This window comes from Micromonospora sp. NPDC001898 (genome assembly GCF_042891255.1).
Classification (GTDB): Bacteria; Actinomycetota; Actinomycetes; order Mycobacteriales; family Micromonosporaceae; genus Micromonospora.
The window spans coordinates 89,154-109,193 of sequence record NZ_JBIATC010000003.1; the positions used below are offsets into that span (position 1 = coordinate 89,154).

The 20,040-nt window shown below is 73.1% G+C and carries 19 protein-coding genes and 1 riboswitch; of the genes, 10 read left to right on the forward strand and 9 right to left on the reverse strand.

The window, feature by feature from the left end:
• Positions 1-128 precede the first annotated feature (128 nt).
• The 5 genes from ACFYZF_RS08415 (at position 129) to ACFYZF_RS08435 (ending at position 5,016) form a co-directional block, all read left to right on the forward strand.
• Positions 129-272, forward strand: a complete 144-nt coding sequence (locus ACFYZF_RS08415) for a hypothetical protein (protein WP_387017264.1) — start codon at positions 129-131, stop codon at positions 270-272.
• 297 nt (positions 273-569) lie between these two features.
• Positions 570-681, forward strand: a riboswitch (SAM riboswitch).
• 253 nt (positions 682-934) lie between these two features.
• Positions 935-1,822, forward strand: coding sequence for an ABC transporter substrate-binding protein (locus ACFYZF_RS08420; RefSeq protein WP_387017266.1), 888 nt, complete (start codon positions 935-937; stop codon positions 1,820-1,822).
• Positions 1,823-1,902: 80 nt separating this feature from the next.
• Positions 1,903-2,709 carry an amino acid ABC transporter permease gene (locus ACFYZF_RS08425; RefSeq protein WP_350889650.1) on the forward strand — a complete coding sequence of 269 codons (807 nt, stop codon included), beginning with the start codon at positions 1,903-1,905 and terminating at the stop codon, positions 2,707-2,709.
• On the forward strand, positions 2,706-3,455 hold the full coding sequence (locus tag ACFYZF_RS08430) for an amino acid ABC transporter ATP-binding protein (protein ID WP_387017268.1): 750 nt from the start codon (positions 2,706-2,708) through the stop codon (positions 3,453-3,455). Before ACFYZF_RS08425 ends, ACFYZF_RS08430 begins: the two co-directional genes overlap by 4 nt.
• 166 nt (positions 3,456-3,621) lie before the next feature.
• On the forward strand, positions 3,622-5,016 hold the full coding sequence (locus ACFYZF_RS08435) for an endo-1,4-beta-xylanase (RefSeq protein WP_387017270.1): 1,395 nt from the start codon (positions 3,622-3,624) through the stop codon (positions 5,014-5,016).
• 71 nt (positions 5,017-5,087) lie between these two features.
• On the opposite strand, the gene ACFYZF_RS08440 is transcribed toward ACFYZF_RS08435, so the two are convergent.
• Genes ACFYZF_RS08440 through ACFYZF_RS08455 form a run of 4 tightly spaced genes read right to left on the reverse strand, consistent with a single transcriptional unit; the run spans position 5,088 to position 8,229 of the window.
• Positions 5,088-6,182, reverse strand: coding sequence for an ABC transporter ATP-binding protein (locus tag ACFYZF_RS08440; protein ID WP_387017272.1), 1,095 nt, complete (start codon positions 6,180-6,182; stop codon positions 5,088-5,090).
• A complete protein-coding gene (locus ACFYZF_RS08445) occupies positions 6,179-6,949 on the reverse strand; it encodes an ABC transporter permease (protein ID WP_387017274.1) in 771 nt (256 codons plus the stop codon). Before ACFYZF_RS08445 ends, ACFYZF_RS08440 begins: the two co-directional genes overlap by 4 nt.
• Before the next feature lie 57 nt (positions 6,950-7,006).
• Positions 7,007-7,810 (reverse strand): molybdate ABC transporter substrate-binding protein, encoded by an 804-nt coding sequence (gene modA / locus ACFYZF_RS08450; RefSeq protein WP_387017276.1) that lies wholly within the window; start codon positions 7,808-7,810, stop codon positions 7,007-7,009.
• Positions 7,807-8,229 (reverse strand): molybdopterin-binding protein, encoded by a 423-nt coding sequence (locus ACFYZF_RS08455; RefSeq protein ID WP_387017278.1) that lies wholly within the window; start codon positions 8,227-8,229, stop codon positions 7,807-7,809. The genes modA and ACFYZF_RS08455 overlap by 4 nt, the downstream gene beginning before the upstream one ends.
• Positions 8,230-8,420: 191 nt before the next feature.
• Between ACFYZF_RS08455 and ACFYZF_RS08460 the strand changes: the two genes are divergently transcribed.
• Positions 8,421-9,995 (forward strand): glutamate synthase-related protein, encoded by a 1,575-nt coding sequence (locus tag ACFYZF_RS08460; RefSeq protein WP_387017280.1) that lies wholly within the window; start codon positions 8,421-8,423, stop codon positions 9,993-9,995.
• 133 nt (positions 9,996-10,128) lie between these two features.
• On the opposite strand, the gene ACFYZF_RS08465 is transcribed toward ACFYZF_RS08460, so the two are convergent.
• Positions 10,129-11,313 (reverse strand): acyl-CoA dehydrogenase family protein, encoded by a 1,185-nt coding sequence (locus ACFYZF_RS08465; protein WP_387017282.1) that lies wholly within the window; start codon positions 11,311-11,313, stop codon positions 10,129-10,131.
• A 130-nt stretch (positions 11,314-11,443) separates the two neighbouring features.
• Positions 11,444-12,247 (reverse strand): maleylpyruvate isomerase N-terminal domain-containing protein, encoded by an 804-nt coding sequence (locus ACFYZF_RS08470; RefSeq protein ID WP_387017284.1) that lies wholly within the window; start codon positions 12,245-12,247, stop codon positions 11,444-11,446.
• Between the two features lie 179 nt (positions 12,248-12,426).
• Here ACFYZF_RS08470 and ACFYZF_RS08475 point away from each other — a divergent pair, with 179 nt between their 5' ends.
• On the forward strand, positions 12,427-13,365 hold the full coding sequence (locus ACFYZF_RS08475; protein WP_387017286.1) for a hypothetical protein: 939 nt from the start codon (positions 12,427-12,429) through the stop codon (positions 13,363-13,365).
• Between the two features lie 52 nt (positions 13,366-13,417).
• Here the strand turns inward: ACFYZF_RS08475 and ACFYZF_RS08480 are convergent, their stop codons facing one another.
• Positions 13,418-13,969 carry a peroxidase-related enzyme gene (locus ACFYZF_RS08480; protein WP_350889695.1) on the reverse strand — a complete coding sequence of 184 codons (552 nt, stop codon included), beginning with the start codon at positions 13,967-13,969 and terminating at the stop codon, positions 13,418-13,420.
• Between the two features lie 248 nt (positions 13,970-14,217).
• Between ACFYZF_RS08480 and ACFYZF_RS08485 the strand changes: the two genes are divergently transcribed.
• From ACFYZF_RS08485 to ACFYZF_RS08495, 3 genes are all read left to right on the forward strand, one after another.
• A complete protein-coding gene (locus tag ACFYZF_RS08485) occupies positions 14,218-15,372 on the forward strand; it encodes a M20/M25/M40 family metallo-hydrolase (RefSeq protein ID WP_387017288.1) in 1,155 nt (384 codons plus the stop codon).
• Positions 15,373-15,558: 186 nt separating this feature from the next.
• On the forward strand, positions 15,559-16,674 hold the full coding sequence (locus ACFYZF_RS08490; protein ID WP_387017290.1) for a glutamate--cysteine ligase: 1,116 nt from the start codon (positions 15,559-15,561) through the stop codon (positions 16,672-16,674).
• Between the two features lie 182 nt (positions 16,675-16,856).
• The gene (locus tag ACFYZF_RS08495; protein WP_387018357.1) at positions 16,857-17,456 is read left to right on the forward strand and encodes a nitroreductase family protein; all 600 of its coding nucleotides are present in this window, start codon (positions 16,857-16,859) and stop codon (positions 17,454-17,456) included.
• Positions 17,457-17,459: 3 nt separating this feature from the next.
• Here ACFYZF_RS08495 and ACFYZF_RS08500 read toward each other — a convergent pair whose 3' ends face one another.
• Both ACFYZF_RS08500 and ACFYZF_RS08505 read right to left on the reverse strand, forming a co-directional pair.
• Entirely contained in the window at positions 17,460-19,010 is a 1,551-nt protein-coding gene (locus ACFYZF_RS08500) for an NAD(P)-binding domain-containing protein (RefSeq protein WP_387017292.1), read from the reverse strand.
• A 178-nt stretch (positions 19,011-19,188) separates the two neighbouring features.
• Entirely contained in the window at positions 19,189-19,503 is a 315-nt protein-coding gene (locus tag ACFYZF_RS08505; RefSeq protein ID WP_350889219.1) for a hypothetical protein, read from the reverse strand.
• Between the last annotated feature and the right edge of the window lie 537 nt (positions 19,504-20,040).

A 20,040-nucleotide genomic window follows, 5' to 3' on the forward strand; every position in this document is an offset into this window, starting at 1 on the left:
GAGTGGCCAGCCATGGCAGAGCCGGCGTTGGCGTCACCCGTGGCTTGGCGTAACCCGTGGCGGAGCGTGCGCAGATGAGCCTCGGCCCGGCCGATCGTGACGAGTCCGTTCGCGCCCGTGGTCAGGACATGAGCGCTATGGTCGACTGGTTCCACACCGGACGCCACGTCGCCGACACCGCCCACCAGGCCGAGGTCTTCGGCCCGGCGCCAGCCGCCGAGGACCCCATAGCCCGGTTCGCCGCGAGCCTCGGCCACACGCTCCGCCGCTGATCAACGATCATGGCCAGGAGGTGCAGGGTCTTGGGGATGCGCCCGTGCCCGCCAAGGCCTGCCCCAGCGGCGTCGGGGTGCCGTCGCGGCTGAGCATGCGCAGCAGGTCGCAGGCGCGCACTATCAGTGGTGATCATCTCTGGGCGGGGTCCGGCAACGCTCGGCACCGGCCCCGCACGGGAGGCTGCATCCCGGGTGAGGGCGATGTCCGACGTGCCGGCCGGAGCACTTACTCAGGGTGAGCGTGGTCATAACGACTGGACGCCCGGCCCGGTGCCGCTGCTAGGCTCCTCACCAGGTCATGAGCGCCAGCGTCAAGCCCCGGCTCGCTGGCCGGCAACCCTCCTCCGCGGTGGGGTGCCCCGGGTGAAGACCAGGCACCGGAGTTTCCCCGGTGCAAGCGTGGCCTGGTCCCCAGGTCAACACCGACCTTGGAGAACCATGTCTGCTTGTCCTTGCGCCCCGGCCGCGTCACCATCCCGCCCCGCGCTGATCAGGCGTCGGCACGTGGGCCTGATGCGGGTGTGCAGCGACGGCTGTCGCCGTCACGCGGCGCGCTGAGCGCCTCCCCCTTCCGTAGTAGCCCCTTCCGCGGCAGCCCACCGGCGTGCCGCGTCCGGCGGCGTGCCGTCCGCGCGCCGCCCTCATCCCAGGAGACACCTGTGCGATTCCTCCCTGCCCTGACCAGGTTCGCCGCGCTGGGCGTCGCGGCCGTCGTCGGCGCTGCCACCCTCACCGCCTGCGGCGACGACACCTCGGCCGCCGCCGACAACCCGTACGGCCTGGTCCAGCCCGGCGTGCTGCGGGCCGGCACCCTCACCGACGCGCCGCCGAACGTGTACCTGAAGGACGGAAAGTTCACCGGCTTCGACAACGACCTGCTCACCGCGGTCGCGGACAAGATCGGCCTGCGGGTGGAGTTCGTCGGCACCGACTTCTCCGCGCTGCTGTCACAGGTCAACAACCGCAAGTTCGACGTGGGCAGCTCCTCGATCACCATCACCGAGGCGCGGAAGAAGACCGTCGACTTCGGCAACGGCTACGACTTCGGCTACTTCGGGCTGGACGTCCCGGCCGGATCCCCGATCACCGGGTTCGACCAGCTCGCCGGCAAGCGGGTGGTGGTCGTGCAGGGCACCGTGCAGGACGACTACGCCACCGGCCAGAAGCTGGACCCGGTGCGGGTGCCGGACTACAACGGCGCGCTCAACCAGCTCAAGGCGGGCACCGCCGACGCCTGGATCGCCCCGGCCGAGATCGGCGACAAGTCCGCCGCCGACAGCGGCGGGAAGATCACGGTGGCCGCGAAGCAGCTCAGTTCCACACCGACCGCGTACGCGGTGGCCAAGGGCAACGACGCGCTGCGCGCGGCGCTGGACAAGGGCCTCGACGAGGTCATCGCCGACGGCACGTGGAGCCGGTTGCAGGAGCAGTACTACCCGGGCCGGCCGATCCCGGCGGACTTCAAGCCGGGCAGCGGCTCGGTGCCGGTGCCCGGCGCGTCGGCGGCGGCCCCGTCCGGGTCGGCCGCGCCGTCGGCGTCGTCCTGAGCACGCGGGCGTGACGGCACGGGCGACGCCGGGCCGACGGTACGGATGACCAGCGAGCGGGGCGGACGGGAAGACGACTGATGGATCCACTGAGCACCCTGTGGGAGACCTTCTTCGACTGGGACTCCATGCGTGCGGCGCTGCCCGAGATGCTGACCGTCGGGCTGCCCAACACGCTGATCCTGGCGATCTCGGCCGCCCTGCTCGGCTCGCTGCTGGGCATGCTGCTGGCGGTCGCGGGCATCTCGCGTACCCGGTGGTTGCGCTGGCCGGCGCGGGTGTACACGGACGTCTTCCGCGGCCTGCCGGCGGCGGCGACGATCCTGCTCATCGGCGTCGGCCTGGCGCCGCTGGGCATGCAGGTGTGGGGGCCGAACCCGTACCCGCTGGGCATCCTGGCGCTGTCGCTGATCGCGTCGGCGTACATCGGGGAGATCTTCCGGGCCGGCATCCAGAGCGTGGAGGCCGCCCAGCTGGAGGGGGCCCGGGCGCTGGGGTTCTCCTGGGGCGAGGCGATGCGGCTGGTGATCATCCCGCAGGGGGTCCGCCGGGTGCTGCCGGCCTGGGTGAACCAGCTCATCGCCCTGATCAAGGACTCCAGCCTGGTCTACTTCCTCGGCCTGGTGGCCAGCCAGCGAGAGCTGTTCCGGATCGGGCAGGACCACGCGGCGACCACCGGCAACGAGTCGGCGCTCCTGCTGGCGGGCCTGCTCTACCTGACGCTGACCGTGCCGCTGACCCACGCGGTGAACTGGATCGACCGGCGGCTGCGGCAGGGCCGGCCGGCCACGGCGGCCGAGGACGACAGCGCACTGGCGCTCGCCGGGCAGAACGCGCTGCCCGGCGACGCCGCCGCCCGCGCGAGCACGGGAAAGGACGAGCGATGAGCACCGCGACCGGCACGACGACCCCGGTGAGCCTGAGCGTGCGGGACGTGCACCTCGCCTTCGGCGCCAACCGGGTGCTGCGCGGCGCGAGCCTGGACGTCGGCCGGGGCGGCACGGTCTGCGTCATCGGGCCGTCCGGGTCGGGCAAGTCCACCCTGCTGCGCACGATCAACCGGCTCATCGAGCCGGACCGCGGGGACGTGCTGCTGGACGGGCGCAGCGTGCTGGGCGACGACCCGGACGCGCTGCGCCAGCGGGTCGGCATGGTGTTCCAGCAGTTCAACCTCTTCCCGCACATGACGGTCCTGCGCAACATCACCCTGGCGCTGCGCCGGCTCAAGCGGCTGGGCGAGGACGAGGCCGCGCAGGTGGCCCGCGCCCAGCTGGAGCGGGTCGGGCTGGCCGGCCGAGCCGACGCCCGCCCGGCGCACCTGTCCGGCGGGCAGCAGCAGCGGGTGGCGATCGCCCGGGCGCTGGCGCTGCAGCCGCAGGTGATGCTCTTCGACGAGGCGACCTCGGCCCTGGATCCGGAGCTGGTCAAGGGGGTGCTGGGCATCATGGCGGAACTGTCGGCGGGCGGCATGACCATGGTGGTGGTGACCCACGAGATGGGCTTCGCCCGCGAGGTCGCCGACACCGTGGCGTTCATGGACGGCGGGGTGGTCCTGGAGGCCGGCGAGCCGGCGGCGATCTTCGAGCGTCCCGAGCACCCCCGGCTGCGCCGCTTCCTGTCCCAGGTGCTCTGACCGGGCCGCCCCACCGGCCAGGTTCCGAAACTTTCGGCCTCGCTGGCGGGCGCATGACCGGCGAATGTCGGGCTAGAGCTTTCCGAAACTTCTCGATAGCATGTATCGAAAGTCGCTGATGTCGTCGGCCGCGCGACGACTTCGATCCCCCGGAGGGCAGTCAGGCATGAGCAGCTCAGCAGCACGCGACCGCGGAAGCGCCAGGGTTCGACCGGGCCGACGCGCGGCGCTGGTCTCCGCCGCCGTCGGCACCGTGGCCGCCGGCATGGTGCTGGCGCTGGCCACCGCGGCCAGCGCCGGCACCACCCTCGCCACCTCGGCGGCCGAGAAGGGCCGCTACTTCGGCACCGCGGTGGCGGCGAACAAGCTGTCGGATTCCACGTACGTCGGGATCCTGAACCGCGAGTTCAACATGGTCACTCCCGAGAACGAGATGAAGTGGGACGCGACCGAGCCGTCCCAGGGCCAGTTCAGCTACGCCAACGCCGACCGCATCGTCAACCACGCCCGCGCCAACGGGATGCAGGTGCGGGGCCACGCGCTGGCCTGGCACTCCCAGCAGCCCGGCTGGGCGCAGAACCTCAGCGGCAGCGCGCTGCGCTCGGCGATGGTCAACCACGTCACCCAGGTCGCCACCTACTACCGGGGCAAGATCCACTCCTGGGACGTGGTCAACGAGGCGTTCGCCGACGGCGGCAGCGGCGCCCGGCGCGACTCGAACCTCCAGCGCACCGGCAACGACTGGATCGAGGTGGCGTTCCGCGCCGCCCGCGCCGCCGACCCCGGCGCGAAGCTCTGCTACAACGACTACAACACCGACGGGCAGAACGCGAAGTCCAACGCGGTGTACGCGATGGTCTCCGACTTCAAGGCCCGGGGCGTGCCGATCGACTGCGTCGGATTCCAGTCGCACTTCAACAGCGCCTCGCCGGTGCCGGGCGACTACCAGGCCAACCTGCAGCGGTTCGCCAACCTCGGCCTCGACGTGCAGATCACCGAGCTGGACATCGAGGGCTCCGGCACGGCGCAGGCCACCTCGTACGCCAACGTCACCAAGGCCTGCCTGGCGGTGTCCCGCTGCACCGGCATCTCGGTGTGGGGCATCCGGGACACCGACTCCTGGCGGGCCAGCGGCACCCCGCTGCTGTTCGACGGCAACGGCAACAAGAAGGCCGCGTACACCGCCACCCTGGACGCGCTGAACAGCGGCACGTCCATTCCCACCACGCCCCCGCCCACCACTCCTCCCCCGACCACCCCGCCGCCCGGCGCGGGCTGCACGGCCTCGTTGTCCCTGCAGACCTGGACCGGGGGCTTCGTGGCGACGGTGCGGGTGACCGCCGGCTCGTCCGGCACCAACGGCTGGGCCGCCACCGTCACGCTGCCGGCGGGCACGGCGGTCACCAACGCGTGGAGCGCGCAGGGCAGCGGCACCACCGGAACGGTCCGGTTCAGCAACGTGGCCTACAACGGTCAGCTCACCGCCGGGCAGTCGACCGAGTTCGGCTTCCAGGGCGCCGGCACCCCGCCGTCGGGTACCCCGTCCTGCACCGCGAGCTGACCCCGCGCCCGATTACGGCGACCCGCCGGCACCCGGTGACCCCGGTGCCGGCGGGTCGCCGTGCCGTGCGGTCAGCGCTCCACCGGGTACGCGCGGGTCTCGGCGGCCTTGACCGCCGCCCACACCGCCAGCCCCGGGACCAGCCGCAGCTGCGCGGCGGCGGCCGGGGTGACGTCGGCGGCGACGGACAGCGGCCCGTCGAGCTGGACGCGCAGGTTGTCGCCGTGCCGCTGCACCCCGGCGACGGTGGCTGACCAGGTGTTGCGGGGGCTGCCCTCGGGCCGGGCGGGGTGCAGCGCGACGGCGGCCGGCGGGAACGCCACGAACGCCTCGCCGGCCACGCTGTCGGCGGCGGTGAGGGTCAGCCCGCCGACCCGGACCCGGTGGCCGTCGGCGTGGCCCCGGTGCAGGTTGAGCCCGACCAGGCGGGCGACGTAGTCGGTGCGGGGGCGGGCGGTGACGGTGGCCGCGTCGCCGGTCTGGACGACCCGCCCGTCCTCCACGATGACCAGCCGGTCGGCGAGCACCAGCGCGTCGAGGGGATCGTGGGTGACCAGCACGGTCGCGCCCGGATGGGCGGCGAGGTGACGGTGCAGCTCGGCGCGGGTGTCCAGGCGGGTGCGGGCGTCGAGGGCGGCGAGCGGCTCGTCGAGCAGCAGCAGGGTGGGATCGACGGCGAGGGCCCGGGCCAGCGCGACCCGCTGCGCCTGCCCGCCGGAGAGCTGCCGGGGCCGGCGCCGGGCGTGCTCGGCGAGGCCGACCCGGGCCAGCCAGGCGTCGGCGACGGCCCGGGCGGCCCGCCGGTCGGCGCCGCGCCGGCGCGGGCCGAAGGCGACGTTGTCCCGGGCGCTCAGGTGCGGGAAGAGCAGGTAGTCCTGGAAGACGACGCCGACCGGGCGGCGCTCCGGCGGGATCCACGCCCGGCGGTCGGGGCGGTCGAGGTCGGCCCCGCCGAGGGTGAGGTGGCCGGCGGTCAGCGGGTGCAGGCCGGCCAGGACGCGCAGGGCGGTGGTCTTGCCGGCACCGTTGGGGCCGAGCAGCGCCACCACCTCCCCGGCGCGTACCCGCAGGGCGACGTCGAGGTGGAAGCCGCCCCGGTCGGCGACGAGGTGGGCGTCCAGCAGCGGCGGCGGGCCGGGGTCGCCAGGCGGCGCGGCGACGGTCACGGGCCGGCCGTCCACTTGTCGCGCAGCCCGGCGAGGATGGCCACGGAGACGGTGAGCAGGACGAGGCTGAGCACGATCGCGGCCTCCAGGTCGGTCTCCAGGGCCAGGTACACGGCCAGGGGCATGGTCTGGGTGCGGCCCGGGAAGTTGCCGGCGAAGGTGATGGTGGCGCCGAACTCGCCGAGGGCGCGGGCCCAGCACAGCACCGCCCCGGCGGCCACCCCGGGGGCGACCAGCGGCAGGCTGACGTGCGTGAAGGTGGTCCACCGGCCGGCACCGAGGGTGGCGGCGGCCTCCTCGTACCGGACGTCGGCGCCGCGCAGCGCGCCCTCGACGGCGATGACCAAGAACGGCATGGCCACGAACGCCTCGGCGAGGACGACCCCGGCGGTGGTGAACGGCAGGGTGATCCCGAAGGTGGCGTCGAGCCAGCCGCCGAGCAGGCCCCGCCGCCCGAAGACCAGCAGCAGGGCGACGCCGCCGACCACCGGCGGCAGCACCAGCGGCACGGTGACCAGCGCCCGGACCAGCCGCCGGCCGGGGAACTCCACCCGGGCCAGCAGCCATGCCAGGGGTACGCCGAGGACGACGCAGGCCAGCGTGGCGACCGTGGCGGTGAGCAGGGACAGCCGCAGCGCGGTGAGCACCCCCGGCGCGGCCAGCCGTTGCGGCAGGGTGGCCCACGGAACGCGGGCGAGCAGCCCGACGAGGGGCAGCACGAGGAAGATCAGCCCGAGCCCCGCCGGGGCGAACAGGGCGACGGGCATCCGCCGGCCGGGGACGCGGCGGCGCGGTGTCGCCGAGTGGGCTCGTACCACCGCAGGTCAGGCCCGTGGGGGCTGGAACCCGGCGGCGGTCAGCGCGGCGCGGCCCCGCTCGGACCGCACGTACGCGACGAACTCCCGCGCGGCGGCCGGGTTGCCGGCCTGCCGGAGCACGACGATCGGGTAGTCGTTGACGGCCCCGGCGGACTCGGGGAACTCCACGGCGTCCACCTCGGACGCGGCGGCGGCGTCGGTGCGGTAGACCAGCGCGGCGTCGACCTCGCCGAGGCGCAGCTTGGACAGCGCGCCCTTGACGTCCTGTTCGAGGGTGACCGGGGTGAGCGGCACACCGGCGGCGTCGAGGGCGGTGCGGGCCGCCGCGCCGCAGGGCACCTGCGGGGCGCACAGCGCGACCTTCGTCCCGGGCCGGGTCAGGTCGGCCAGCCCGGCCACCGACCGCGGGTTGCCCTCCGGCACGGCGATGACGAGCTGGTTACGGGCGAAGGTGACCGGGGGTCCGTCGGCGTTGCCGGCGTCGCTGACCGTACGCATGGTGGCCGGGGACGCGGCGGCGAACACGTCGGCGGGTGCGCCCTGGTTGACCTGGGTGGCCAGGGCGGAGCTGCCGGCGAAGCTGAAGGTGACCGTCGTGCCCGGGTGGGCGGCCTCGAACTCGGTGCCCAGCCGGGTGAACGACTCGGTCAGCGACGCCGCCGCGAAGACGGCGACCGGGCCACGCACCCCGTCGCCGCCCGCGGCCGGGTCGGACCCGCCGGCGCAGCCGGTGACGGCGAGGGCCAGGGCGACCGCCCCGGTCAGGGCGGCGCGGGTCCGACGGGTCCCCGGGTTCCCGCGTGCGGTCACGGGCCGGTCCTTCCTCGCGGGGGGTGCGGGGCCGGCCGTTCCACCACGACCGTGGTCGACTTGATCACCGCGACGGCGACCGAGCCGACCTGGAGGCCCAGGTCGTCGACCGCCTCGCGGCTCATCAGCGACACGATCCGGAACGGCCCGGCCTGGATGTCGACCTGGGCCATCACGGCGTCCTTGACCACGGCGGTGACGATGCCGCGCAGCCGGTTGCGGGCCGACGACAGCTCGGCGTGCTCCTCGGGCGCGGCAGCCACGGCGCGGACGAACGCGGCCAGGTCGACACCGTCGAGCACCCGGTGGCCGTGCTCGTCGCGGGTGGCGGCGAGGCGGCCGGCGTCGACCCAGCGCCGCACCGTGTCCGTGCTGACGCCGAGAAGTTCGGCCGCCTCGCCGATCCGGAACACCGTCACGGAGGGCACTCTACCGTGCCGCCGATACGGCCCGAAAGCTCACCAGATCCCCGCATCTGCGGCGTCCGTACCGGCAGAGTGCTCGCAGATGCGTCGCCACGCCGAGGCCGGGCCGCCGGGTCGGCAGGCAGCCCAGGCGGACGGGACTCGCCTGCCGTGCGAAACCCGGCGACCCCGGGGAGACTGACGCCATGAGATGGGTCCGTCGAACCGTACCCGCCGTCGCCGCCGCAGTCGCGGCGCTGGCCGCCCGTGACGTCCTCCAGCGTGACCACGCGCTGCTGCGCAACTTCCCGGTGATCGGTCGGGCCCGGTACCTGCTGGAGTCGATCGGGCCGGAGTTGCGGCAGTACATCGTGGCCGGCAACAACGAGGAGCGGCCGTTCACCCGCGACCAGCGGCGCTGGGTGTACGCCTCGGCGAAGCAGGAGAACAACTACTTCGGGTTCGGCACCGACAACGACATCGAGTACACCGCCGGGTACCCGATCATCAAGCACCGCACGTTCGGCCGGACGGTGCCGCCGTCGTCGCCGACGGCCGGGCACGACGTACGGCTGCCGTGCGCCAAGGTGCTCGGGGCGGCCCGGGGACGGGCGCGGGCGTTCCGGCCGGAGTCGGTGGTCAACGTCTCCGGGATGAGCTTCGGATCGCTGTCCGGCAACGCCGTGGCGGCACTCAACCGGGGGGCGGCCCTGGCCGGGTGCCTACAGAACACCGGCGAGGGGGGCCTGTCCCCGTACCACCGACGGGGTGGGGAGTTGGTGTTCCAGCTCGGCACCGCGTACTTCGGCTGCCGCGACGAGCGCGGCCGGTTCGACCTCGCCCGGCTCAGGGACCTGGTCGCCGGCGCGCCGGTACGGGCGCTGGAGGTCAAGCTCAGCCAGGGCGCCAAACCGACCCTGGGCGGGCTGTTGCCGGCGGCGAAGGTGTCGGCGGAGATCGCCGCGACCCGGGGCATCCCGCAGGGCCGGGACTGCGTCAGCCCGTCCCGGCACGCCGAGTTCTCCGACTGCGACAGCCTGCTGGACTGGGTGGAACTGCTGGCCACCGAGACCGGCCTGCCGGTGGGGATCAAGTCCGCCGTCGGCGACCTCGGTTTCTGGGAAGAACTGACCACCCTGATGCGCGACACCGGCCGCGGGGTCGACTTCGTCACCGTCGACGGCGGCGAGGGCGGCACCGGCGCCGCCCCGCTGATCTTCACCGACTCGGTGTCGCTGCCGTTCCAGCAGGGCTTCTCCCGGGTGTACAAGGTCTTCGCCGAGCAGGGGCTGCACGATCAGGTCGTCTTCGTCGGCGCCGGCAAGCTGGGCCTGCCGGACAACGCGGTGGTGGCGTTCGCGCTCGGCTGTGACATGGTCAACGTCGGCCGGGAGGCGATGCTGGCAATCGGCTGCATCCAGGCGCAGAAGTGCCACACCGACACCTGCCCGACCGGGGTCGCCACCCAGAACCCGTGGCTGGCCCGGGGCCTGGACCCGGCGTCGAAGTCGGTGCGAGCGGCGAACTACCTGCGGACGCTGCGGCGGGACCTGGTCAAGGTCGCAGAGGCGTGCGGGGTGGAGCACCCCGGGCTGATCGACGCCGACGCGGTGGAGATCCTCGGCGGCCGGACCTCCTCCACGCCGCTGCGGGAGGTCTACGGCTACCGCCCGGACTGGGGCCTGCCGTCGGCCGCCGACCGGGAGGCGATCGTCCGCCTGATGACCCCCGAGGCGCCGAGGGGCGGCACCGCGACGCCCTCCCCCACCGCCATACCCTGACGGCGGCGACGCGTCGGGCGTCGTACGCCCGGGCACCGGGACAGTGACCGGCGGCGGCACCGCCCCGGTCCGGACGCAGGCGCCCGGGGGCCCTCCCACCAGCGACGGTGGGAGAGCCCCGCGACGCGAGGCGTCACAGGTAGAGGGTGTTGGGCTCCAGCCCGCACAGCACCCGGCCGTACAGTTCGGTGTTGACGTCCGGGACGACGAGGCCGTGCAGCGCGGCAGAGGTGACATCCCGCACGATGCGCTGGATCGGCACGTCGCTGTAGATGGAGGTGCCGCCGCTGGCCATCTGGAAGATGTCGGCGACCTCCTTCGCCAGGCGGGCCGCCTCGCCCTGGTCGGCGCGCGCCCGGACCCGCTCCTCGACGGTCCACGCCTCGCCGCTGAACGCCTTGTGGTCGACGACCTCGGCGATGCGCCGGGCGTGGAACAACGCCTGATCGATCTTGTGGGCGGCGGAGCCGACCCGCAGGTGGGTCAGCGGGGCCTCGGCCTGGCTCGGGTACTCGGTGTAGATGATCTTCCGGTCGGGCAGCCGCTCGAAGAAGCTGTCCCACGCCGCCTTGGCCAGGCCGGCGAGCATGCCGGCGCCGGAGACGGCGGCAACCAGGGTGGCCGGGGTGGAGTAGATGGGGATGTTCCGGTTGGTCTCGGACAGGGTGTCCGGACCGAGCGCGGCCCCCAGCGGGATGACCCGCTCGGCGGGGAGAAAGACGTCCGTGGCCACCGTGGTGATGCTGCCGGAGCCGCGCAGCCCGGTGGTGTGCCAGTCGTCGACCAACTCCATGTCCGACATCGGGACCATGGTCATGACCGGCTCCGGCTCGGCGCCGTCGCGCAGGATGACGGCCGCGGCCTCCATCCAGTGCGCGTGGTGCGCTCCGCTGACGAACGGCCACCGGCCGTTGAGGATGTAGCCGCCCTCGACCGGGACCATGGTGCCCTTGGGGGCGTTGGTGCCGCAGACCCGCACGTCCGGGGTCGAGAACACCTCGTCCTGCACCGCGTCCGGGAACATGCAGACCAGGTACGTGGGGATCCAGTTCACCATCGCCACCCAGGCCACGGAGCCGTCGATGCGGCCCAGCGCCGCGCCGACCTCGACCAGGGTGGCGCCGTCGCACTCGTAGCCGCCGTACCGCTTGGGCACCCGCATCCGGAAGATGCCCGCCTCGGCCATCGCCTCGACCGTCGCCTCGTGCAGCCGCCGGTTCTCCTCCGACCACGCGACGTGCTCCCGGAGCACCGGCTCGGCCTTGGCGACCCGGCGGAGGATCTCCTCGCGCGTGGGGGTCTCAGTGATCGTCACCATTTCCTCCTTGAAGGCTCTCCGGTCCGTGGACCTTGTCCCCCTCACGGTCGCACCGGCCGCCGCGCGGACACTTCTTCCGTATTGCGGGGGTGCCCCGGAGCCGGTTCCTGGGGACGCCACCGCGCTCGGCTCAGGAGGGCATCCGCATGGTCCGCAGGAAGACGGGCAGCAACCAGGGCCTCCGCCCGCCGACGGACAGCTTGCGGGCGAGCACCGCACGCATCCGGTGCACCCGCCCGAACAGCATCAGGGTGAAGGTGGCCGGGTCGAAGGAGAGCCGGACGTCCGGGCGCGGGTCCGACGGTTCCACCGACACCCGTCCGTCGACCAGGGCCAGGGTCACCTCCGGACCGAAACGGTGCCGGAAGTTCACCGAGATCCGTCCCGGGCGCGCCGGGGCGTCGCGGTCCAGCAGCCGGCCGTAGCTGCGCCGGGTCAGGTCGACCAGGAACAGGTCGACGAAGAGCGCGGCGTCGGCGGGGTCGATGACCCAGCGCCTCCCGAGCGCCCCGGCTATGTCCCAGGAGTGGATGTTCAGCTCGTTGAGCAGGTGGGCCAGCAGCCCGGTGACCGGCAGCCGCGCGCCACCCAGCCAGGACACCTCGTGCTCCGGCCCGGTCTCCCCGACCACCCGCAGCACCTCCTCGACGTCGGCGCGCAGCCGGTCGGCCAGGACCGGCAGGCGGCGCTCGGTGAAATGCCGCAGCACCTCGGCGTTCATCACCGAGATGGTGTCGACCGTGGTACGGCGGCGCAGGTCGAGCAGGCCGGGCACCGGAAGGTCGGGCGGGGTCTCCCGGACGAGGGACAGGCCCATCGCGGCGACGCCGCACAGGTGGGCCATGGTGTCGGCCACCGTCCAGTGCGCGGTGGCGGCCCGGTCGGGCGGGGCCTCCTCGACGAGGTCGAGCAGCCGCCCCAGGACGACGGGCACGGAGGTTCGGACGCGGCGCCACTGATGCGGGGTGACCGACATACGTCCACGATGGACGAAGCGGCAGGTGGAACGCTTGTTCGAGGTTGCCGTTCTATCGCCACGGCTGCCGTCGGGCCCGGCGCGGATTCGGCAATATCGAAGAAGCCAATCGGCGGACCCGTCCCCACAATCCATCCATGAGTGTCACCGGAAGCGCAGGCGCGGTCCACGCCGCCGCGCACACCCACCCGCAGGCGCGCGGGCGGATCGTCCTGGGCGGTGTCGCGGCGGGAGTCCTGCTCGCGGTGCTGTGGTCGTACGAGTTCGTCGACCACGTGATCGGTGACAACGTCGCCAACGCCCTGCTGGGCCACGACGCGAAAGCCACCGCCATCGGCGGCACCGTCGCGGGCCTGGTGTTCGCGTTCGTCTCCGGCCTGGCCGGCACGTTCACGGCGTGCAACATCGCCATGGCCGCCGCGGTCGGCCCGATGAGCCAGGCCGGCGGCGCCGGGGCCACCCGGGCCGGGCTGCGCGGGCTGCTGCGGCCGGTCGGTTGGCTCACCGTCGGGATGGTGGCGGTCTCCGCGGTGTACGGCTTCGTCGGCGTGCTGCTCGGCGACCGGCTGCCGCAGCTGTCCACCGACACGGTCGGTGGGCTGCCGGTACGCCTGATCCAGTCGATGGTCGTCTTCGGCGTGATCGGGCTCGCCTTCGTCTACCTCGGGCTGGCCGCGCTCGGGACGCTGCCCGACCCGTTCGCGCACCGCCCGGTCGCTCGGGTCGTGGTGCTCGGCGCGCTGGTCGGCGGGTTCCTCATCGGCCGGCCGTACCCGCTGTTCAACAAGCTGTTCCACTGGGCGGTGGACACCGGGAACCCGCTCTACGGCGCGGGCGCGTTCGTGCTCCAGTCGCTGGGCAACATCGCCATCGTCGCCGCGCTGTTCGCGCTGATCATCGTGGCCACCCGGGGCCGGTTCATCCAGTGGCTGGCCGCCAGCCCCACCCGCACCGCCGCGGTGACCGGGGCGCTGCTGATCGCGCTGGGCGTGTTCATGGTCGTCTACTGGGACGTGCGGCTGCCCGCGATGTTCGACTACGGCTGGTTCCCCACCATGCCGTATAACGCGCGGTAGCGCCCCGCCGTGCCGGCGGGCGCGTCCCCGCGCCCGCCGGTGTCCGCGCCGGTCAGGCCGAGCCGACGTACCCGCCGGTCTTGATCCGCTGCGCGGTCTCCTCGTAGGCGACCGGATCCTCCGGCAGCCGGGTGCCGAGCCCGTCGACGTAGCGGTTGAACATGCAGAACGAGGCGGCGATCAGCACCGCGTCGTGGATCTCCAGATCGGTGGCGCCCTCGGCGCGGGCCGCGTCGACCAGCTCCGCGCTCACCTTCCGCCCGCTCTCCTGCACCGCCGCCGCGATCCGCAGCAGGCCGCGCAGCTTCGCCGACACCTCGGCCGCGTCCAGGTCCGCCCGGACCTGCTGCACCAGCGGCATACCGCCGTCGAGCTGGGCGGCGGCGAACGCGGAGTGCGACGAGCAGCAGAACGTGCAGTCGTTGAGCCCGGAGACGTACGCCGCGATCAGCTCGCGCTCCCCGGCCGTGAGGGTCGGGTGCGGCGCGTGCAGCAGCGCCTCGGCCAGCGCGTTGAGCGCGACGGCGGTCTCCGGCCGGTAGCGCATGAGCCCGGTGATCCCCGGGTGTTCCGCCTCGTCCAGGCCCAGATCGATGTGTGCCACATGCTCTCCTTGGCGTGACAGGCCGCGGCCGGCGGCAACGCGGTCCTGCTGCGCATGGTGCCGCCCCGGCGGCCCGTCCGCTTCTTCCTGCGTGCCCCGTTCGGGCCGGCGACACGGACCGCGATCTCTCCCAGCGTGCCGTCCCCAGGGCCGGCACCTGGGCCGACACGGAGCGCCACGAGCAGGGCACGGACGCGTATTGCCGCTGCGTACGGGGCACTGCCACGATCGGCCACATGGTCGACACAATGGACATACGGCAGGGGGCCCTGGCACAGGCCGGGGCCCTGGTGGACCGACTTCGCGAACTCGTGCACCAGGAATCCCCGCCCGGGGAGGTACGTCAGCTGCACGCCTGCGCCGACCTGTTGGAGAGCTGGATCAGCCCGGTGCTGGGCCGCCCCGCCGTGCGGGTGATGCGCGACGGTCTGCCGCACCTGCTCTGGCCGGCCGACGACCAGCGGGTGCTGCTGCTCGGGCACTACGACACGGTGTGGCCGGAGGGGACGGTGCGGGACTGGCCCTTCGCGCTCGCCGACGGCATCGCCACCGGCCCCGGGGTGTGCGACATGAAGGCCGGCATCGTCCAGATGGTCACCGCCCTGTCGCTGCTGCCCGACACCTCCCGGGTGGGGGTGCTGCTGACCTGCGACGAGGAGAGCGGATCGCCGACGTCCCGGCCGCTGATCGAGCAGCAGGCCCGGCGCTCCCGGGCGGTGCTGGTGGGCGAGCCGTCCACGGAGACGGGCGCGGTCAAGGTCGCCCGCAAGGGCGGCTCGAAGTACGAGATCACCATACGTGGGCGGGCCGCGCACGCGGGCGTGGAGCCGCACCGGGGGGTGAACGCGGCGGTGGAGCTGGCCCACCAGGTCCTGGCCGTGCGGGCGTTCGCCGCCGAGGGCACCAGCGTCACGCCGACGGTGCTCAGCGCGGGCACCATCAGCAACCAGGTGCCCGAGTCGGCGACGTTCTGCGTCGACGTGCGCGCCTGGACCCGGGAGGAGCTCGACCGGGTGGACCGGTTGATCCACGCGATGACCCCCTGGCTGACCGACGCCGCGCTGGTGGTGGGCGGCGGGATCAACCGGTACCCGCTGCAGGAGGCGGTGGCGACGCCGCTGCTGGAGATCGCCCGGCGGGCGGGCCGGGAGCTGGGCCTGCCGCCGCTGGAGGCCGCCCACGCCGCCGGGGCGTCCGACGCGAACTTCACCGGGTCGCTGGGCGTGGCCACCCTGGACGGCCTGGGCGGGGTGGGCGGTGGGTCACACGCCCGCACCGAGTGGGTGGACGTCACCCAGATGCCCGACCGCGCTGCCCTGCTCGCCGCGACGGTCGCCGGAGTGCTCGCGCAGCCGCGTCGGGGCCGCGTCGCCGCGGACCGGGGCGTCCCCGCCCGCCTCTGAAAGCCACGGCGGGCCGGAGACCGCCGTCGCCTCCACCAAGACGCGCGCCGCTGCTCCCCAAGCGCCGGCTCGCCCTCCATAATGGTGCGTCGAGACGGCGCGCCGCCCGGTCCCCGCGCCGCTGCCCATCCGCCGGCGGTCCACGTTCGTGGCCGCCGGCTCAGCGAGCGGGAGGACGACCGCCCCATGACCCTCACCACGCGTCAGACCACGCCGCCACGCTTCGGGGTGGAGGAGGAGTTCCTGGTCGTCGACGCCGTCACCCGGGCCCCGGCGCCCCGGGCCGCCGAGATCGTCGGGGCGGCGTCCGCGCTGCTCGGGGAGCGGGTCTCCGGGGAGATCACCACCCTGCAACTGGAGACCCGCACCGACGCCTGCGAGACCCTCGGCGAGCTGGCCGCCCAGCTCGCCGAGGCCCGCAAGGTCGTCGCGGACTGCGCGCGGACGGCCGGGCTGCGGGTGGTGGCCACCGGCACCGCCCCCGTCGCCGGGGTGGTGCCGCCGCCGATGACCGTCGGCCCGCGCCAGAGCAGGGGCAACGAGACGTACCGGGGCCTGCACGACGAGCTGGCGCTGTGCGCGCTGCACGTGCACGTGGAGATGCCGAGCCGGCAGCGGGCGGTGCTGGTCGGCAACCACCTGCGGCCGTACCTGCCGCTGCTGCTCACCCTCACCGCGAACTCGCCGTACTGGGACGACCGCGACTCCGGGTACGCGAGCTGGCGGACCACCGTCTGGGGGCGGTGGCCGGTGGCCGGCCCGCCGCCGGTGTTCGACTCGGCGGAGCACTACGACGAGGTGGTGCAACGGCTGACGGACGTCGGCGCCCTCGTCGACCGGGCCACCATCTTCTGGGACGTGCGCCCCTCGGAGCGGCACCCGACCCTGGAGGTCCGGGTCGCCGACTCCGCCGTCACCGCCGAGGACTCGGCGCGGTACGCGGCGCTGGTGCGGGCGCTGGTGGTGCACCTGTCGGCGGCCGTGGAGGCCGGCGAGCCGGCCCCGGACGTCGCCGGCGAGCTGCTGCGGGCAGCCTACTGGCGGGCGGCCCGCGACGGCCTGGACGGCGAGGGTGTGGACCCGCGCACGGGCCGGCTGCGGCCCGCGACCGCGCTGGCCCGCGACCTGCTGGACATGGTGGAGCCGGTGCTGCGCGCCCACGGCGAGCACGACGTCGTCGCGGGATGGTTGGAGCGGCTGGGAGCCGACGGCACCGGGGCGCGGCACCAGCGGTCGGTGGCCCGCCGGGGTGGGACGCTCGCCGACGTCGTCGACCACCTTGCGGAGCAGACCGCGGGCTGACCCTGGCCGCGGTGCCATCATCACCCGCGCCGTCCACGGCTCGGCGATCAGGGCAATTCCGCGCAACCAGCGGCGGGTGCCGTGGGTAATGCTGGAGAAGCCCCCGACCTGCCGATGGAGGCTATTCCGTGAACCAGATCGAGACCACCCCGTTCCACCTGGACAGGCTGGAACCCACGCTGATGAACCGCACCGCCCGGGCGTTCGCCGACCAGATGGCGGCCCGCCGGTCGGTACGACACTTCTCGGCCGAACCCGTGCCGTTGGACGTCGTCGAGGAGGCCGTTCGGGCCGCCGCGACGGCGCCCAGCGGCGCCAACCTGCAACCCTGGCGCTTCGTGATGATCACCGACGCGGAGCGCAAGCGCCAACTGCGGGAGGCCGCCGAGGCCGAGGAGATCGAGTTCTACACCCGACGCGCCTCGGCCGAGTGGCTCAATGCGGTGGCCCCGATGGGCACCGACTGGCAGAAGCCGTTCCTGGAGACCGCCCCGGTGGTCATCGTCGTGTTCGAGGTCCACCAGGGCCCGCAGACCCCGAGGCCCTACTACGTCAAGGAGTCGGTCGGCATCGCCATCGGCATGCTGATCACCGCCCTGCACCTGTCCGGGCTGGCCACCCTCACCCACACCCCCAGCCCGATGCGGTTCCTCAACCAGATCTGCGAGCGTCCGGCCGAGGAGCGCGCCTGCGTGGTGATGCCGGTCGGTTACCCGGCCGAGGGGGTCACCGTCCCGGACCTGACCCGCAAGCCGCTGTCGGAGGTCATGGTCCGCCGGTAGGCGTCACCGCCCCAGATCCGCGGCGAAGAAGTCGAGCAGGGGCTGCACGTGCCGGTCCGGCCGGCGCCACTCGGCCAGCAGGTCCTCCAGCAGGTGCAGCTCCTCGACAAGTTCCCCGCCCCGGTACCGGCGCAGCACCGGGTGGATGAAGGCGCTCTCGGCGGCCCGGTCGGGCTGCGGGTGCCGCTCGATGGCGAACACGTCGGAGTACGCGTCGCGGCCCCAGCGCAGCGAGAACGTGTAGTAGTGGCTCTCGCCGCCGAACCGCTCCACCGCGTGGTCCTCGGGCAGGTCCTGGTAGTGGCAGGCCCCGCCGACGGGATCGACGACGATGACGTCGCAGAGGAACTCGAACTGGGTCCACAGCGCCGAGCTCCAGTTGACCCGGTCCAGCACCAGCCCGGTGAGTGCCTCGGCGTCGGCGTCCACCTTCTCGTACGGCAGCGGCGCGCCCTCGTACCGCTCGCGCAGCAGGGCGGTGAGCGTCCGCAGGTTGTAGCGGAACCCGTCGATGAAGGCCGAGGACGCCTTCTTGAAGTCGCGGTCCTGGGCGAGCGTGCCGGCGAAGTACAGCCCGTCGACGTCGACCGACTGCCAGTCGGTCCGGGTGGCCGGCAGCCGCCCGCTGGGCACCCTCGCCGGGCGGCAGTTCTCGGCGAACATCGAGGTGTCCATGGCGAAGCCGGTGCAGCGCAGCACGGTCTCGTACTCCATGACGGCCGTCTCGCCGTCGGCGTGGGTGTAGGTCAGGTGCACCTCGTACTTGTCGCCCACCGGGCGGATCTCGTCGATGACGCAGTCGAGCACCGAGTGCAGGGTCTTGAACTGGTAGCTGTCCAGAACGGCGCCGTGGTGGCCCCGTACGTCGCCGGGGTGCTTGGTGTTCCAGGCCAGCCGCATCGGCCGGGGGCTGGCCAGGTGGATCATGGCGGCGTGCCCGAGGATCGCCGAGGCGGTCTCGAAGGCGGAGTTGCCCTTGCCGAGAATGAGCACCCGCTGGCCGGCGTAGTCGGCCGCGTCGGTGCTCATGTCCTCGTATCCGACCGCGTGCTCGATGCCGCGCACGTCGGGGACGTTCGGGGGGCCCCAGCCGGCGGCCACCACGACGCAGTCGGCGTGCAGCAACCGGCCGCCGGCCCGCACGAGGAAGCCGTCGTCGGTCTTCTCGACCCGTTCGACGGTGGTGTCGTAGCGGATGGCCAACTGGTGGTGCCGGGCGAAGTCGCCCAGGTAGCGGACCAGGTCGTCCGCGTTGGGGAAATACTCGCGGCTGTAGTCGGAGAACGGCAGGTCGGCCGGCTCGTGCAGCAGCGAGTTCCAGTCCCAGCGCAGCCGGATCTCCGGGTCGGTGCTGGTCGTGTGCACCTTGTTCAGGGAGATCAGCCGGCGGTGCCGGGGGAACCGGCGGAAGAACTCGCCGGGGCTGGTCGCGCGTTCCAGCGTCAGGTAGTCGCTGCCGGCCTGCTGGAGGTAGTAGCTCAGCTGTAGGCCGGCCGGGCCTGCGCCGATGATCAGGTAACGGTGGTGCTCGGTGCCTTCTGGCAGTTCGGTCATGGGTGCTCCCGCGTCGAGTACCCAAGACCATTGATGATAAATGCACTTAAGTCAATACATATCCGGGTTGGAGCGTGGCCCCGAAGGGCCGAGGCGCGTCCCCCAACGGGTTCCGCTCCGGTGCCGACCGCCCCCGACGGGTGGACCCCGGGGGCGGTCGGGCGACGTGGGCGCCGGCTCAGGCCGGCTGGGCGGCCGGCTCGCGGTGGCCGCTGACCTTCGCGGCCGGCATCGGGCCGCCGCGGGCGGTGCCGGTCATCTCGTCGCCGTCGATCGTCACGTCGAAGGCCAGGTCCATCCGCATCGGCCTCTTGATGGACTGGTACCACGACAGGCGGTTGCCCTCCAGTTGGAGGTCGTTCAGGGTGAGCGTTTCCTTCTCACCACGCGAAATTCCCTGGAGGACACCGTCCTCGCTGAACAGCTCGAGCTCGGTACGGCGGGTGCCGAACGGGGTGGCCACGGCCACCTTCCAGAATCCCTCGACAGACACGACGGCTTCCTCTCTTCCCGGTCCCGGGCGGGGTGATCCCCGAAGACAGCGCGCCCGGGCAGCGCCGTAACCCACGCTAGCCACCGCGCGGTCCACAGTTAGTCGCCATATTGCCGTCTTCGGCCCCCCGGGTGGACACAGCGGGTCAAGACGACGAGATTGACCTAAAGGGATCCGGAGCGTCAAACCGTCCGTTAAACGCGAACCAAACGGCGGCAGGCTGGGAGAACGTCGGGAGCAATGTGAAAGAAGCGCACTCCGGGGCCACCGTCGCACGATGAAGTCGCACGATGAACCTGGGCCCGATCCGGTCGCCCTAATCCAATTTCCCCGCCCGTAGCAGGAGGAAACCAGGCACCCCAGGAATCAGATTCGCCACGTCGGCTGAAAAGGCCGGAGGAACCCCTCCACCGGCCGGGTCCGACGCGCCTGCGGACCTATCCCGCCAGGCGACAATTCCCCATCCCCCACCCGCGCGCCGCCACGAAACCGATCCGTGGAACACCGCCGCGGCGGCGCCGTCTGCCCTGTTCACGC

What these genes read in the sequence shown, in the direction of transcription:
- ACFYZF_RS08415 (WP_387017264.1), top strand. Translation starts at nt 129, where the DNA reads ATGAGCGCTATGGTCGACTGGTTCCACACCGGACGCCACGTCGCCGAC.
- ACFYZF_RS08425 (WP_350889650.1), top strand. Translation starts at nt 1,903, where the DNA reads ATGGATCCACTGAGCACCCTGTGGGAGACCTTCTTCGACTGGGACTCC.
- ACFYZF_RS08430 (WP_387017268.1), top strand. Translation starts at nt 2,706, where the DNA reads ATGAGCACCGCGACCGGCACGACGACCCCGGTGAGCCTGAGCGTGCGG.
- ACFYZF_RS08435 (WP_387017270.1), top strand. Translation starts at nt 3,622, where the DNA reads ATGAGCAGCTCAGCAGCACGCGACCGCGGAAGCGCCAGGGTTCGACCG.
- ACFYZF_RS08445 (WP_387017274.1), bottom strand. Translation starts at nt 6,949, where the DNA reads ATGCCCGTCGCCCTGTTCGCCCCGGCGGGGCTCGGGCTGATCTTCCTC.
- ACFYZF_RS08460 (WP_387017280.1), top strand. Translation starts at nt 8,421, where the DNA reads ATGAGATGGGTCCGTCGAACCGTACCCGCCGTCGCCGCCGCAGTCGCG.
- ACFYZF_RS08465 (WP_387017282.1), bottom strand. Translation starts at nt 11,313, where the DNA reads ATGGTGACGATCACTGAGACCCCCACGCGCGAGGAGATCCTCCGCCGG.
- ACFYZF_RS08475 (WP_387017286.1), top strand. Translation starts at nt 12,427, where the DNA reads ATGAGTGTCACCGGAAGCGCAGGCGCGGTCCACGCCGCCGCGCACACC.
- ACFYZF_RS08485 (WP_387017288.1), top strand. Translation starts at nt 14,218, where the DNA reads ATGGACATACGGCAGGGGGCCCTGGCACAGGCCGGGGCCCTGGTGGAC.
- ACFYZF_RS08490 (WP_387017290.1), top strand. Translation starts at nt 15,559, where the DNA reads ATGACCCTCACCACGCGTCAGACCACGCCGCCACGCTTCGGGGTGGAG.
- ACFYZF_RS08495 (WP_387018357.1), top strand. Translation starts at nt 16,857, where the DNA reads ATGAACCGCACCGCCCGGGCGTTCGCCGACCAGATGGCGGCCCGCCGG.
- ACFYZF_RS08500 (WP_387017292.1), bottom strand. Translation starts at nt 19,010, where the DNA reads ATGACCGAACTGCCAGAAGGCACCGAGCACCACCGTTACCTGATCATC.